This window comes from Mesorhizobium sp. P2_E9, from assembly GCF_056403815.1.
The window spans coordinates 185906-199156 of the sequence record NZ_JBFUET010000012.1 but is presented as its reverse complement, the minus strand read 5'-3'; the positions used below and the strand labels follow the sequence as shown (position 1 = coordinate 199156).

At 63.2% G+C, this 13251-nt stretch carries 11 protein-coding genes; 5 read left to right on the top strand and 6 right to left on the bottom strand.

The window, feature by feature from the left end:
• The first annotated feature begins 156 nt into the window (after positions 1-156).
• The 3 genes from AC1D05_RS22595 (at position 157) to AC1D05_RS22585 (ending at position 3720) form a co-directional block, all read left to right on the top strand.
• Positions 157-798 (top strand): TetR/AcrR family transcriptional regulator, encoded by a 642-nt coding sequence (locus AC1D05_RS22595; protein WP_477443967.1) that lies wholly within the window; start codon positions 157-159, stop codon positions 796-798.
• Positions 799-854: 56 nt separating this feature from the next.
• Positions 855-1151, top strand: coding sequence for an HlyU family transcriptional regulator (locus AC1D05_RS22590; RefSeq protein ID WP_477443966.1), 297 nt, complete (start codon positions 855-857; stop codon positions 1149-1151).
• A gap of 226 nt (positions 1152-1377) precedes the next feature.
• A complete protein-coding gene (locus tag AC1D05_RS22585) occupies positions 1378-3720 on the top strand; it encodes a GcvT family protein (RefSeq protein ID WP_477444022.1) in 2343 nt (780 codons plus the stop codon).
• A 475-nt stretch (positions 3721-4195) separates the two neighbouring features.
• On the opposite strand, the gene AC1D05_RS22580 is transcribed toward AC1D05_RS22585, so the two are convergent.
• Positions 4196-5779: a cation:proton antiporter gene (locus tag AC1D05_RS22580; protein ID WP_477443965.1), complete on the bottom strand. Its 1584-nt coding sequence runs from the start codon at positions 5777-5779 to the stop codon at positions 4196-4198.
• Between the two features lie 287 nt (positions 5780-6066).
• Between AC1D05_RS22580 and AC1D05_RS22575 the strand changes: the two genes are divergently transcribed.
• A complete protein-coding gene (locus tag AC1D05_RS22575; RefSeq protein WP_477443964.1) occupies positions 6067-6210 on the top strand; it encodes a hypothetical protein in 144 nt (47 codons plus the stop codon).
• A gap of 335 nt (positions 6211-6545) precedes the next feature.
• The gene (locus AC1D05_RS22570; RefSeq protein ID WP_477443963.1) at positions 6546-8723 is read left to right on the top strand and encodes an adenylate/guanylate cyclase domain-containing protein; all 2178 of its coding nucleotides are present in this window, start codon (positions 6546-6548) and stop codon (positions 8721-8723) included.
• A 12-nt stretch (positions 8724-8735) separates the two neighbouring features.
• Here AC1D05_RS22570 and AC1D05_RS22565 read toward each other — a convergent pair whose 3' ends face one another.
• The 5 genes from AC1D05_RS22565 to AC1D05_RS22545 form a co-directional block, all read right to left on the bottom strand.
• On the bottom strand, positions 8736-9239 hold the full coding sequence (locus AC1D05_RS22565) for a YHS domain-containing (seleno)protein (protein ID WP_477443962.1): 504 nt from the start codon (positions 9237-9239) through the stop codon (positions 8736-8738).
• Between the two features lie 12 nt (positions 9240-9251).
• Positions 9252-9842 carry an ankyrin repeat domain-containing protein gene (locus AC1D05_RS22560; RefSeq protein WP_477443961.1) on the bottom strand — a complete coding sequence of 197 codons (591 nt, stop codon included), beginning with the start codon at positions 9840-9842 and terminating at the stop codon, positions 9252-9254.
• Between the two features lie 341 nt (positions 9843-10183).
• On the bottom strand, positions 10184-10978 hold the full coding sequence (locus AC1D05_RS22555) for an ATP-binding cassette domain-containing protein (RefSeq protein WP_477443960.1): 795 nt from the start codon (positions 10976-10978) through the stop codon (positions 10184-10186).
• Positions 10978-12075, bottom strand: a complete 1098-nt coding sequence (locus AC1D05_RS22550; RefSeq protein WP_477443959.1) for an ABC transporter permease — start codon at positions 12073-12075, stop codon at positions 10978-10980. Before AC1D05_RS22550 ends, AC1D05_RS22555 begins: the two co-directional genes overlap by 1 nt.
• Positions 12076-12133: 58 nt before the next feature.
• Positions 12134-13090: a rhizopine catabolism ABC transporter substrate-binding protein gene (locus AC1D05_RS22545; protein WP_477223433.1), complete on the bottom strand. Its 957-nt coding sequence runs from the start codon at positions 13088-13090 to the stop codon at positions 12134-12136.
• Positions 13091-13251: the final 161 nt, after the last annotated feature.

Sequence of the window (13251 nt, the reverse complement as noted above, 5' to 3'; positions counted from 1 at the left end):
AACAATGTTCACGAAGCCAACATAACAGGAAATGAACGTTGTTCAAGAGGTTTTTGAACGCTGTTCACGAAATCCCTTATATGGTAAACGAAAGGACGATCGTGGTTCGAAACACTTGCAGCCTGGGCTGGGGCACGGGCATCTACAAGGACAAGCATGGCACTGGACAGGGAAGAAATAAGCGAGCGGGTGCTGGCGATTGCCGAGGTGCTGCTCAACGAGGGCGGCATGGACAATCTGAAGGCCAGGACCATCGCCGAGCAAGCGGGCATCTCGGTCGGCTCGGTCTACAATCTGTTTTCCGATCTCGACGGGGTCCACCGTACCGTCAACATGCGGCTGCTCGACCGGCTGGGTGCGGCAGGGGCGGCGGCGATGGTCGATCTCGGCACACGCGGCATCACCGATGTGCGCCAGCGCCTGCTGGCGCTGGCCGGCGCCTATGTCCGCTTTGTCGAGGCGCATCCGGGCAGTTGGCCGGCGCTGCTCGCCTTCAACAGGCGGCGCCCGACGCTGGCCGAGCCGGACGCCTATGAAGCGAGGCTCGACCAGCTGTTCGAGATCATCGCCGAGGTGCTTGCCGGCGGCAATTTCGACCTCGACGATGATACGCGCCGCATCGCCGCGCGCACGCTGTGGTCAAGCGTGCATGGCATCGTCACCAGCGGCTATGCGGCGAGATCCGTTCGCCGGCAGGCCGACGAGATCGACCAGCAGATTGAGCTCCTGGTCGCCGTCTTCATCAGGGGGCTGGAACGCGGCGGCACATTCGCGCATGCTGGGACAACAGCGTCGTGAATCGCAAACAAGGCAGGGCAAGCCGCGATTGCAAGGCGAACAAGGAGATTTGAGCGATGTCTTTTCTGAAACGTCTTTTCGGCGGTGGCGGCGGCGGTGAAACGGCCGAGCCCAAAAGTGCGGCGCCCGCCAAGCAGGTCGAGCACAAGGGCTTCCTGATCAGCGCCACGCCCTACAAGGCCGAGGGCCAGTACCAGACCTGCGGCATCGTCTCCAAGGAGATCGACGGCGTGGTGAAGGAGCACAAATTCATCCGCGCCGACCGCTTCGCCGGGCTCGACGACGCCGTCGACATCTCGATCAAGAAGGGGATGCAGCTGGTCGATGAGCAGGGCGAGCGGATTTTCGGGTAGGGTGGTGTCGGCAGTCCGCCTGCATAAATCCAGCTTATCATCACCCCTGATTTTTGAAGACGTTACACGGCCTTTCGCCGCCTGTAGCTTCGACGCTACATAGTGGAAATGACTGGGATTTGGTGGGTCGATGCAGACACATGCGCGGGTGGTGGTTGTTGGCGGCGGGTGTGTCGGCGCGGGTATCCTTTACGGTTTGGCGAAGCGCGGCTAGAGCGACGTCGCGCTGCTCGAACGCACGCAGCTGACGGCCGGCTCGACCTGGCATGCGGCGGGCCTCGTCCCATCCTATGCCCGCAACATCAATATCGGCCGGATGATCAACAAGACCATCGAGATCTATGAAGGGCTCGAGGCCGAGACCGGCCAGCCTGTCGGATGGCACAAATGCGGCCAGTTGCGCATCGCCAATTCCAGGGACCGGCTCGACGAATACAAGAGCTATATGAGCGTGGCCGATGTTCAGGCCATGCGGGCGCATTTGCTGTCGCCGGGTGAGGCGAGGGCGCTGTGCCCGCTGCTCGACAACAAGCATATGCTGGGCGCGCTCTATCATCCCGATGACGGCCATATCGCACCGGCCGACGTGACCCATGCCATGGCCAAGGGCGCGCGGGATCTGGGCGCCAAGATCCATCTCAACACCGAGGTCACCGGCTTTCAGCGGACTGCCAGCGGCGAATGGCGGGTCGCGACGAACAAGGGCGACATCATTTGCGAGCATGTGGTCTGCGCGACCGGCAATTACGCGCGCCAGACCGGCGCGCTGCTCGGCCTCGATATCCCCGCCATCCCGATCCTGCACCAGTACTGGATCACCGAGCCGGTGCCGGAAATCGTGGAGCGCAAAAAGCAGGGACGTGCGGAAATGCCTATCCTGCGTGACGAGGGGTTTGAAGGTTATTTGCGCGAGGAAGGCGACGGCTTCATGTTCGGTCCCTATGAGCGCACCGAACACTTAAAACTGTTCGCCGAGGACGGCGTTCCCGCCTGGTTCGGCGCCGACCTCGTCGAGGAGGATTTCGAGGCGGTGTCGTGGAACTGGGAGCAGGCAACGCAACTTGTGCCGACGCTGGGACGCGCCGGGATCAAGGCCAATGTCCGCGGACCTTTCCAGATGACGGCGGACGAGCTTCCCCTGATGGGACCGGCCTGGGGCCTGCCCAATGTCTGGCTGGCCGAGGGCGTGCCGGGCGGCATCCTGTGGGGTGGCACGATCGGCTATTATCTGTCGGAGCGGATTGTTGAGGGCGGCAACAGCCTCGACACCTCCGATCTCGACCCGCGCCGCTTCGGCGACTATGCCAACAAGGCCTGGACGCGCGAGAAGGTCCGCGAGGCCTGGGGCACGCATGCGGAGCAGAAATATCCGGGGCAGGACATGCCAGCCGCCCGCCCGCAGAAGACGGCGCCGTCCTATGCGCGGCTGACTGAACTGGGCGCCGTCTGGGGCGTGCTCAACGGCTGGGAGATGCCCAACTGGTTCGCGCCTAGGGGTGTCGAGGCCAAGGACCAGTATAGCTGGCGCTGGACCGCCAAGGGCGTGTTCGTCGGCGAGGAGGTGCAGGCCGTGCGCAACGCCGTCGGCCTGGTCGAGATGACGCCAATGACGAAGTTCGAGGTGTCGGGGCCAGGCGCGGCGGCCTGGCTCGACAGGATCCTCGCCAACCGGCTGCCGGCGACCGGCCGGGCTGTGCTGGCGCATCACCTTACCCCTGCCGGCGGCGTGCAGGCGGAATACATGGTGGCGCGCCTTGGCGAAGACAGCTTCTACCTCATATCGACGCCGCGCGCCGAGCGCTGGAACTTCGACGATCTCTCAAAGCTGCTTCCCGCCGACGGCAGCGTCAGCCTGAAGAACGTCACCAACGAGCGCGGCTGCTTCACGGTCGTCGGGCCGAAGGCGCGAGACGTGCTGCAGCCGCTGACCGAGATCGACCTGTCGAATGCGGGCTTTCCCTGGTTCGGCGTGAAGACCGGCAGCGTGGCGCTTGCCAGCGACGTGCGGCTGCTGCGCGTCAACTATGAAGGCGAGCTTGGATGGGAACTCTATCATCCCATGGCCTACCAGCGGCAATTGCTCGACGCGATCCTGAGAGAGGGCGAGAACCACGGCCTGCGGCTCGTCGGGCTGCATGCGCTGGAATCGCTGCGGCTGGAGAAATCCTATCGCGCCATGTACCGCGACATGAATCCCGAACTCAACGCGCTGGAGAGCGGGCTCGAACGCTTCATCCGCCTCGACAAGGGCGATTTCATCGGCCGCGACGCGGTGCTGAAATACAAGGACAAAAACGACCAGCGCCGGTCGGTGACGCTCAAGATCGAAACCGACGGCGCCAGCACGCTCGCTTTCGAGGGGCTCTACATCGATGGCCAACTGGTCGGGCGCATCACGTCCGGCGGCTATGGCTACACGCTCGGACATGATCTGGCGCTGGCGCTGTTGCCCGAACGTCTCGGTACGCCCGGCACGAAGCTCGACGTCGCCATACTGGGGGAATGGAAGACAGCCGAGGTTATCGCGGATTCGCCCTATGATCCCAGCTCGGCCAGGGCGCGGATGTGACGCGCCACGGACGTCCGGCAGCAGGTATCTGGAGCATAGCCCGCAACGGTCGTTGAACCGGGCACTGGCGGAACTCTGCGTCTCCAGGGAGCGGCGGATGATGAGGGAACAGAAATTCCGCGCCGATCGTTCGACGACATCTCGATCGAGCAGAGCCAACCAGTCGAGGTGACGATAGGCTGCGTTGCGCCAAAAGCGGTCACTCGCCGGAAGTTTCTCGGATGGCTGTGGTGGGCCGACAGCGGACTGGCAGCTTCAGGCTGCGAATCTTCAAGAGCGGACAATTTTGGTCGGTGTGGGCATCGTCATGACCCAAAGCAGATCTTTGACCAGATTGTAGAGCTTGCCGGGCAACATTCCTGCTTATCACCTCACTATCGAGGCCAGACAAACGCAAGTCCGACATTGACGATCGCGGCCATTGCCAGCATTGCGAGGACGGAGTTCAAAGCAAGCCGCCAGATGAGACTTGGGGCTACCCCTTGGCGGAAATTGCACTGAACTCTTCGAGGTCGAGATCGCGCTCAAGATCGTGAAGCGTCTCGTCGTCGATCTGATCCAGGCGATGCAGCCTGACCAGTTCGGCACGGCCCGCGGCGACGCCGGCAAGAATCACGTCGAAATGAGCGGCGATGTGCTGGTCGCGTTCGGAGACTGTGCCCGTGAAAGCGGCCGGGTTCGTCGATCGCCGGCGATAAGTGTCCAGCAGCCGGGGATGGATCAGGGTTCCATCGCTCGCATAGGCGAGGCGCTCGACCGCCCCGTACTGCGCCTTAACTACAAGCGCTTCGGCCGCGGAAAGATCCAACGGCGGGCGCGTCCGCTCGTCCTCGCTGGGTTGGGTCAGACGGATCACCAGACCAAGCGTTGTGCCCTGAATGAGGACGGTGACGAGGATGACGGCGAAGGCGGTCACCAGCATCAGGTCGCGTCCCGGCATCGCGTCGGGCAGCGTCAGGGCGACCGCCAAGGTGACGACGCCGCGCATCCCGGCCCAACTCAGCACGGTGGCAGCGCGCGGTCCCAGCGGATCGATACGGCTCACGCCCGCCCGCCTGAACAGACCGATTAGCAAATCCGACCCGAAGATCCAGGCGAAGCGAGCGACCGTGACGGCCACGACGATCATGAGGACGACGGGGCCCATGCTCTCGACCACGACTGCAAACCCGCCAGCGCGATCAAGGACACCTCGCAGCGAGAAGCCGATCAGGATAAAGACCGCGGCTTCGAGCAGGAAGATCATCGCCTGCCAGGAAGCCGTCCCGCTGATCCGGGTGCTCCCTCGGAAGATGACGTGCTGGTACCAGCCGCAGATCAGACCCGCCGTCACCGTCGCGATCACGCCGGAGACGTGCAGCCTTTCGCCGGTCAGGTAGGCGACCCAGCAAACCATGGTCGAGGCGGCGATAATCAGGCGTTCATCGCCAAGCCGTCGCACCAGCAGAACCCACGCCGCAGCGATGACGCAGCCGACGGCGATCCCCCCAGCGATAAGCACCGCAAAACTGGCAACGGCCGCCTGAATGCTGAACGCGCCGGTCACGACGGCGGCCACCGCGAACCGGACGAGCACGAGACCCGTTGCGTCGTTCAACAGGCTTTCGCCTTCGAGCAGGGTGCTCAGTCTGCGGGGCAACCTGACACGCTGCAGGACCGCCCTGGCCGATACCGCGTCGGGTGGCGAGACGATCGCGCCGAGCGCGGCGCAGGCCGCCCAGGGCAGAGCTGGCACTAGCAGTTTCGTGACGACCGCCGCGACCATCGTCGTGAACAGAACGGCGCCGATTGCGAGCGAGAGTATGCCTGCGAGATGCCGACGAAACGACGCGAACGCTGTGAACCACGCACTGTCCGCCAAGAGGGGCGGCAAAAAGATTACCAGCATCAGTCCGGGATCGAGTTCGATCACCGGCAGGCCGGGGATGAGGGCGAGCGCGCCGCCGCCGGCGAGCAATGTAACGGACGGCGGCAGAGAGAGGCGCAGCGCCAGGTAGTACAGGACCAGCACAGCCAGGAACATTCCGACGATCAGTTCGAAAACTTCAACTGGATGCATGCCTACCCCTCTGGCGAATGACGACCAACTGATCCCACTTAGGGAGTTATAGGCGGCCTTAGGCAGAAGAGCACTCGTTGGGAAGGATCAGGGAGGACACTTTCCTCCGGTTTCTAGCCACGCGGCGATCGGTTGCCCGAACTGCTGCTGGGAACCGGGGGCTGGACGCCGCTTTCCTCCCGGGTTCCACGCCCAGCCGACCAGCTCGTGCCTTCGCCGAGGGCGCCCGCGTCACTAGTGCCCGGATGCGGGCCACCACCTGACTTGCCCGCATGGCGTCCTCGACGATGTTCCCGATCGTGCTTTTCTCTCGCGCTAAGTTCGGTGGATCGGCCTCCAGCCGGCGCGCACAGGCATTGCCGTTCGTGACGATGGCGGCCAGCGGCTGGTTGACCGCCAAGCGGCTTCGCCCAAACTTCGATCCGGAATGACCGCAACGGGCCGGAAGCAGTAGGTCTGCTTGTTGTGTGGAGAAGGACGATAGCGGAGGTTGTACCTCCAAGGTCCGATGTCGTGAGCTGACCGATCCGGTCATTCCCCACCGCATTTCGGCGTCTCCGAAGCAGACACCCAGCCAAGCCGGCGCTATTCACCCAAGCGGACATCTTGTCGAGGAGCATTCCGTTCAGACCTCGCGGAAGAAGGATCGGCGCGTTGCACCTACTGAGCAACCCCGACATCCCTAGGGATAGCGGTCGCGTCCGACGCAGGACTAGAATAGGCTGCAGCGAAGCTGCTTGATCGACCGGGGAGGGCGCAGGCAAGTATGGAGCGAAGGCTTACCGCGATTCTTGCTGCCGATGTGGTTGGCTACAGCCGCCTCATGGGCGAGGACGAGGTAGGCACGCTCGAACGATTGAAGGGTTGCCGTCGCGAACTGGTCGACCCCGCGATCGAGGAATTCCATGGCCGCATTATCAAGCTCATGGGCGACGGCGCGCTCGTCGAGTTCGCCAGCGTCGTCGATGCCGTCCAGTGTGCTGCCATGATCCAGCGCCGGATGGCCAATCGCAACAAGGGCGCCACCGATGCCCGGCAGATCCGGTTTCGCATCGGCGTCAATCTCGGCGACGTCATCGTGGACGAAAACGACATCTACGGAGATGGCGTGAACATCGCCGCTCGCCTTGAGGCTATGGCCGAGCCAGGCGGAGTCTGCATCTCCGGAACCGCATTCGATCATGCCGTCCACAAGGTGGACGTCGGCTTTGCGGGTCTGGGGGAGCAGCGCCTCAAGAATATCGCCGATCCGGTTCGCGCCTATAGGCTCTTGCTCGATCCCGCGGCATCGGGAAAGGTCACGGCCGCGCCCCACCGGCCAGGCTCGCGCGTCATGATCCTGGCAGGCGCCGCCGTCCTGGCGATTGCCGCGATTGCCGGCATTTTCGCATGGCAGAAATTCTCGGTGCCATCGCGGCCATCGGTTGCCGTGCTGCCGTTTGCAAACCTCGGCGGCGATCCAGGCCAGGACTATTTCGCTGATGGTATCACCGAAGATTTGATCACCGATCTGACCAAGCTTTCCGGTCTGGACGTCATCGCGCGCAACTCGGTGTTCGCCTACAAGGACAAGCCCGCAGCGCTGACGGACGTCGCGCGCGACCTTGGCGTCCGCTTCGTCGTCGAGGGGAGCGTCCGCCGCACCGGCGAGCAGATCCGCCTCAATGCCCAGCTCATCGATACGGCAACGGGCGACAATCTGTGGGCCAACCGGTTCGACCGTGGCATGGCCGGCGTGTTTGCCGTCCAGGACGAGATGAGCCGGGAAATCGCCAAGGCGCTTGGCATGCAACCTTCGGTGGCGGAAAGCGAGCGCATGGCGCGCCCGCCGACCGAAAACCTCGAAGCCTACGACTTCTACCTTCGGGCCGAGCAGGCGGTACGCACCGGCGGACGGGCCGGGCTGCGGGAGGCGCTCACACTCTACGACAAGGCGGAGGAGCTCGACCCCGCTTTTGCCGAAGCCTTCGCGGCGGATGCAGGCACGACAGTCTATATCTGGCGCGAATCCTTCAACGACATCATGCAGAGCGCGCCCGCGCGCAAGCGCGCCTACGAGAAGGCAAGCCGTGCGCTGCAACTCGCCCCGGACCTTTCGTCGCCTTATGCGATTCTTGGCATCATGCAGGCCGTGGATCGCCGCTATGAGGAAGCCATCGCTTCGGCCAAGCGAGCCGTCGTACTCGGCCCCGGAGATGCGGAAACGCAAATAGCCCTAGGGTACGTGCAACTGTTCGCCGGCAATCATGCCGAGGCAGCCGCGGCGGTCGAGACGGCGCTCAGGCTCGATCCCAACCTTTCACCCATCAACCGGCAAATTGCCGGTCTGGTCTTTCTCATTCAAGGTAGCAACGACAAGGCGATCGAGGCGCTCGAACGCACCCACCACGATGCGCCGTCAGTTGGAGATTTCACGATCACGCTTGGCGCCGTTTACGCCCGCGCCGGCCGCCAGCAGGATGCGAGGGCCGCGGTCGCCGAGGGGCTGGGGTCCATGTCGACCCCGGGGTTCGCTTCATTGTCGGCATACCGGCTCAACGGTGCCCAATACCGTAATCGGCAGGATTTGGCTCTCATCATCGACGCGTTGCAGCAGGCGGGATTGCCCGAATGGCCGTTCGGCTTCACCGGCGACGAGCACAACCGCTTGAAGGGCGAGGAGATCGCCTCGCTGGTGCTGGGCCATACGCTTCAGGGCCAGCTTGAACCCGGTCTCCAACCAGCCTTCCTCCAGATCGAGAGCGACGGCAAGGCGGCTTTCCGCTCTACTACGCGGCTGGTCACCGAGACCGTCCGTCTCGATGGCGACCTCTTGTGCGAGCTGAGCGAGAATATGTTCGGGCGCCCCGACTGCGGACCTGTCTACAAACGTCGCGACAATGCCGGCAACGGCTATTCCTTTGTCAATTCAAGCAAGGTGTTTCACTTCACCGTCGTCCAGTAGGCGGACCTGGTCTCAGTGATACTGATCGAGCTTCAGGTTGGCCGCGACCTTCGGCCAGTTGGCATCGGCTTTCGGTATATTTTCATCCGCATGCGCGGCAAATTTGTCGGCATTGCCGACGTCGTAGATCAGGTAGAGCTTGCCGTCGATAATCTTGAATGCTTCCGGATCGACATTGATCGTGACCCCTCCGCCCACGACTTCGCCAGCACAGTAGCCGCCATATTGAGGAGCGTATTTGACCGGCTCACTCATGAACATTTCCTGGTGTTTCTTGCTGGCGAAATGCCAGGGTGTCCCCAGCCAGTCATAGGTGAATTCTTCGGAGCCCTTCACGGCCTTGCCGTCGGTGAAGTAAGCGACCGTGTCGTAGCCCATGATCGCCACACCGCCGAAATAGCCGGTGTTTACCGAACCGTCGGCCCAGGCCGATCCCGCACCGGCGACCGCAGCTACCGCGACCAGGGCGGCCGCCCCCAAATTCCGAACCAGTCGTGACTTGATCATCGTGCTCATCTGCATCCTCCGTTAATCGTGGATCTCGGCGCACTTCGCCGCGTTCGCCTCGCCAAGGATTTTGGCTTGGCAGGTAGCACCATGGCGTTTGAACAGTCGTATGATATCCGTGTTGCCCTTCCAGAATGCGCGCGTTGTCGGCATGTAGCCATGACCCTCGGGATGGTTTACGTCGGCACCTTTCGCAATAAGGAATTCGGCCAGTTCAACGTGGTTTTCCTCGCCGGCCACCAACAACGGCGTAGCACCCGCCTTGTTGGCGGCATCGTCGAGCACCGCGCCTTTTTCCAGCAGCAGCTTGGCGATCGGCAGGCTGCCAGAGAAGGCCGCCGCATGAAGCGGGGTGAAGCCGCCCGAGTTACGCGCCATGACGTCAGCACCCTTGCCCAGCAGGAATTCAGCGATTTCCAGCTGGTTGTCGAGCGCTGCAGCGATGAGGAGAGTTGCCCGGTCGCGTGCCCGGCTGTCGACGTCGGCACCACTCGCGAGAGCTTGCTCGACACCCACTTTGTCACCGGCAGCTATGGCGTCGAACAATACATCGCCCGCCGCTGCACTGGTCGCGGCAAACGCCAATACGACAAGTATCAGCAGTCCACGCATCAGTATCGATATCACGCGCGAGGATGGCGTACAAGTTCGCACACGACGATGCCACGCGACATGACGCTGTGGCGTTGCCCGCCTGCGAGCCAGCCTCGGATTGCCCCGCGAACGACCGGGATCGGCGCATTGCCGCCTTTTGCCTCTGCACTATCGATGTCCGCTTTTGGTGAATGGACGGAACCGTCGTAGTGGCCGAAATGCGCAAAGCTGCCGTTCGACTTAGGATCACGTCGGCTTTGGGTCAAAACCAGCCTTCCTCTTGCTTGGCCGCCCCTGCGCTGCATGTGCCGCACTGGCCAGGCTGGTCAGCCACAAGGGCTCCCGACCCGCGCGGTACCTTAAGCCGGCCCATTCCTCACTGACTTCGCCAGCTCCTGTTCCAAATCCACCAGTTCCTTGCCGCCCGCCATCAGATTGAGCAACTGGTCGCGGGTGATTTCGCCCTTGGCGTAGGTGCCGGTGCTTCTGCCGCGTTTCAGCAGGGTGAAGCGGTCGCCGACGACATAGGCGTGGTGGACGTTGTGGGAGATGAAGATGACGCCGATGCCGCGCGCCTTGGATTGGACGATGAGCTTCAGCACCACCGATGCTTGGTGGACCCCGAGCGCCGATGTCGGCTCGTCGAGGATCAGCACCTTGGCGCCGAAATAGACGGCACGGGCAATGGCCAGGCACTGCCGTTCGCCGCCTGACAGCGTGCCGACCGGCTGTTCGGGATCGCGCAGTTGGATACCCATCGCCGACATCTCGTCATAGGCGGTGCGGTTGGCGAAGTCGGCGTCGAACTGGCTGATCGGCCCGAACTTGCGCATCGGCTCGCGCCCGAGGAAGAAGTTGCGCGCCACGCTCATCAGCGGCACCAGCGCCAGATCCTGGTAGACGGTCGCGATGCCGCTGTTACGCGTATCGGCGGGCGAGGCAAACCGTGTCGGCTTGCCCTGGACGCGGATTTCACCCTCGTCCGGCGTGTAGACGCCCGACAGCGTCTTGATCAGCGTCGACTTGCCCGCGCCATTGTCGCCGAGCAGGCAATGCACCTCGCCGGGGCAGACGTCGAAAGACACGTCTTTGAGCGCGACGACCGAGCCGAAATATTTGCTGACCGATTTCAGTTCGACATAGGGCTCGGCCATCACCGGCTCCTCATGGCGCGGTTGCGCACATAGCTGTTGAACAGCACCGCGATGACCATCATGGCGCCCATGAACAGCTTGAACCAGTCGGTGTCGATGCCGGTATAGAAGATGCCCATCTGCACGACGCCGAAGATCAGGGCGCCGAACATGGCGCCGATGGCCGATCCGTAGCCGCCGGTGAGCAGCGTGCCGCCGATGACGACGGCGATGATGGCTTCGAATTCCTTCTGCGTGCCGCGCAGCGTGTCGGCCGAGCCGGTGACCAGCACCTGGATCGCCGCGAACAGGGCGGCCGCGAGTGCCGTCATGACGAACAGCGTGATCTTGGTGCGCGCCACCGGGACGCCGAGATTGCGCGCGGCATTGGCTTCGCCGCCGGCGGCGAAGATCCAGTTGCCGAAGCGGCTGCGCGTCAGCAGCCAGGTGCAGGCCAGTGTCAGCACGATCCACCAGACGATCGACACCGGAATGCCTGATATCGACGGCAGGCCGTCGGCCCGTTTGCCGATCAGGCCGATGTCGGCAAGCCAGGCGATCAGGCCGGAAAACACCTGTCCCGAAAACAGGCTGTTGAGGGGATCGTTCTGCGCCAGTTCGTGCACGCCCGACACCTGGGTCCGCCCTGATATGCCGCGTGTGAGGCCAAGGGTGAGGCCGCGCAGCATGAACAGGCTGCCGAGCGTGACGATGAAGGAGGGCAGTCCGGTCCTGACGACGGCCAGCCCGTTGAGCGCACCGATGCCGCCGCAGACGGCGAAGGTGAACAGCAGCGAAAGCCAGATCGGCCAGCCCCAGAACACGGCAGGGATGGCGATGAGGATGCCGGCAAAGCCGATCATCGAGCCGACCGACAGATCGAACTCGCCGGCGATCATCAGCAGAGCCACGGGGGCGGCGAGAATGCCAAGCTGGGCCGAGACTTCGAGGAAGTTGATGATGCCCTTGGCACTGAACAGTCCCGTGCCCCCCGCCGTGATGGCGAAGAACACGAAGACCAGAACGGTGCCGGCAGCCGCGCCAAGTTCCGGCCTGCTCAACAGGCGGCTCAGGCGTGAGACGGACCGGACCCGCTCGTCGCGAATCTCTGAAACCATGACTGCTTTTGCCCTTCACCCAGTGAAAACGGCCGGAGCGAGGCCCCGGCCGGCAGTGTTAGCGCTTGCCGAGTTTCGACAACTCGATAACCGAGGCGGCGGTGTCCTTGGTGACGAAGCCGGGACCGGTCGGATAGTCGGCGATCGGCATGATCTTGTACTTCTTCCAGAGGTCGAACATCGCGACCGGGATGTAGCCCATGGCATATTGCTGGGCGTCGATGCCCCATTCCATCTTGCCGGCGACGACGGCCTGCAGGATCGTGGGCGAAAGATCGAACGTGCCGGTCTTCACCTTGCCCGACAGGCCCAATTCATCAAGCGCGGCCAGCGTCGGTTCGGCACCGCTGGCGCCGACGGCGAGAATGAACTGTGTATCGGCATGAGCGGTCATGTAGGCGATGACGCGGTTCTTCATTTCGGTCGGGTCGATGACGCCGTTCATCACCGGCACGTCGACGCCCAGACCCTTGGCAAAGCCGGCGCAACGGTCGTCGAGGCTCGAATTGCCGACCTCGTGGTTGGCGCAGACCGCCTTGGTGAGGCCGAGCGCCTTGATGCGCTCGCCGGCCATGACGCCCGCCTGGAACTCATCCTGCCCCATGAACAGCAGCCCGCCAAGATCGTGCGTGAGCTTCGAGCCGCCGGAATCGATGATGATGACCGGGATGCCGGCAGCGATGGCATTCTTGACTGGAGCCGAAAGGGCGGCCGCGTCGGGGATCGAGACGACCATGCCGTCAGGCTTCGAGGCGGCGATAGCGTCGATCATCTGCGCCATCTTGGCCATGTCGAAGGTTTCGGGTGCCAGATATTCAGCTTTGACGCCGAGCGTCTTGGCCGCGTCGTCCATGCCGTTCTTGACCACCGACCAGTAGGGGTCGCCGCTCTGGCCGTGGGTGACGAACACCACCCGCGTTTCGTCGGCGGCCGCAAGGGTCGTGGCCGCCGCCATCATCGTGAAGCCGGCCAGCAGGCCGAGCGCAGGCTTTACTAATTTCGCAAGCGAAAACATAGAACCTCCTGTTTGTTTTCCGCCGCCGCAATTACGGTCGGCAGTCCAGTTGCCCCTTCAAGCTGTGCCGATATTCATGTGAGGCCGGCCTGCAAATGGCGGCTTTCTGCGCTTCCCCGTTCTACTGCGTCGCAGTAGAACTGAGCTCAGGTACTTAAAGT

Coding starts and splice junctions, on each gene's coding strand:
- AC1D05_RS22595 (WP_477443967.1), top strand. CDS start 157: ATGGCACTGGACAGGGAAGAAATAAGCGAGCGGGTGCTGGCGATTGCC.
- AC1D05_RS22590 (WP_477443966.1), top strand. CDS start 855: ATGTCTTTTCTGAAACGTCTTTTCGGCGGTGGCGGCGGCGGTGAAACG.
- AC1D05_RS22580 (WP_477443965.1), bottom strand. CDS start 5,779: ATGCATCCAGTTGAAGTTTTCGAACTGATCGTCGGAATGTTCCTGGCT.
- AC1D05_RS22575 (WP_477443964.1), top strand. CDS start 6,067: ATGTTCCCGATCGTGCTTTTCTCTCGCGCTAAGTTCGGTGGATCGGCC.
- AC1D05_RS22570 (WP_477443963.1), top strand. CDS start 6,546: ATGGAGCGAAGGCTTACCGCGATTCTTGCTGCCGATGTGGTTGGCTAC.
- AC1D05_RS22565 (WP_477443962.1), bottom strand. CDS start 9,239: ATGAGCACGATGATCAAGTCACGACTGGTTCGGAATTTGGGGGCGGCC.
- AC1D05_RS22560 (WP_477443961.1), bottom strand. CDS start 9,842: ATGCGTGGACTGCTGATACTTGTCGTATTGGCGTTTGCCGCGACCAGT.
- AC1D05_RS22555 (WP_477443960.1), bottom strand. CDS start 10,978: ATGGCCGAGCCCTATGTCGAACTGAAATCGGTCAGCAAATATTTCGGC.
- AC1D05_RS22550 (WP_477443959.1), bottom strand. CDS start 12,075: ATGGTTTCAGAGATTCGCGACGAGCGGGTCCGGTCCGTCTCACGCCTG.
- AC1D05_RS22545 (WP_477223433.1), bottom strand. CDS start 13,090: ATGTTTTCGCTTGCGAAATTAGTAAAGCCTGCGCTCGGCCTGCTGGCC.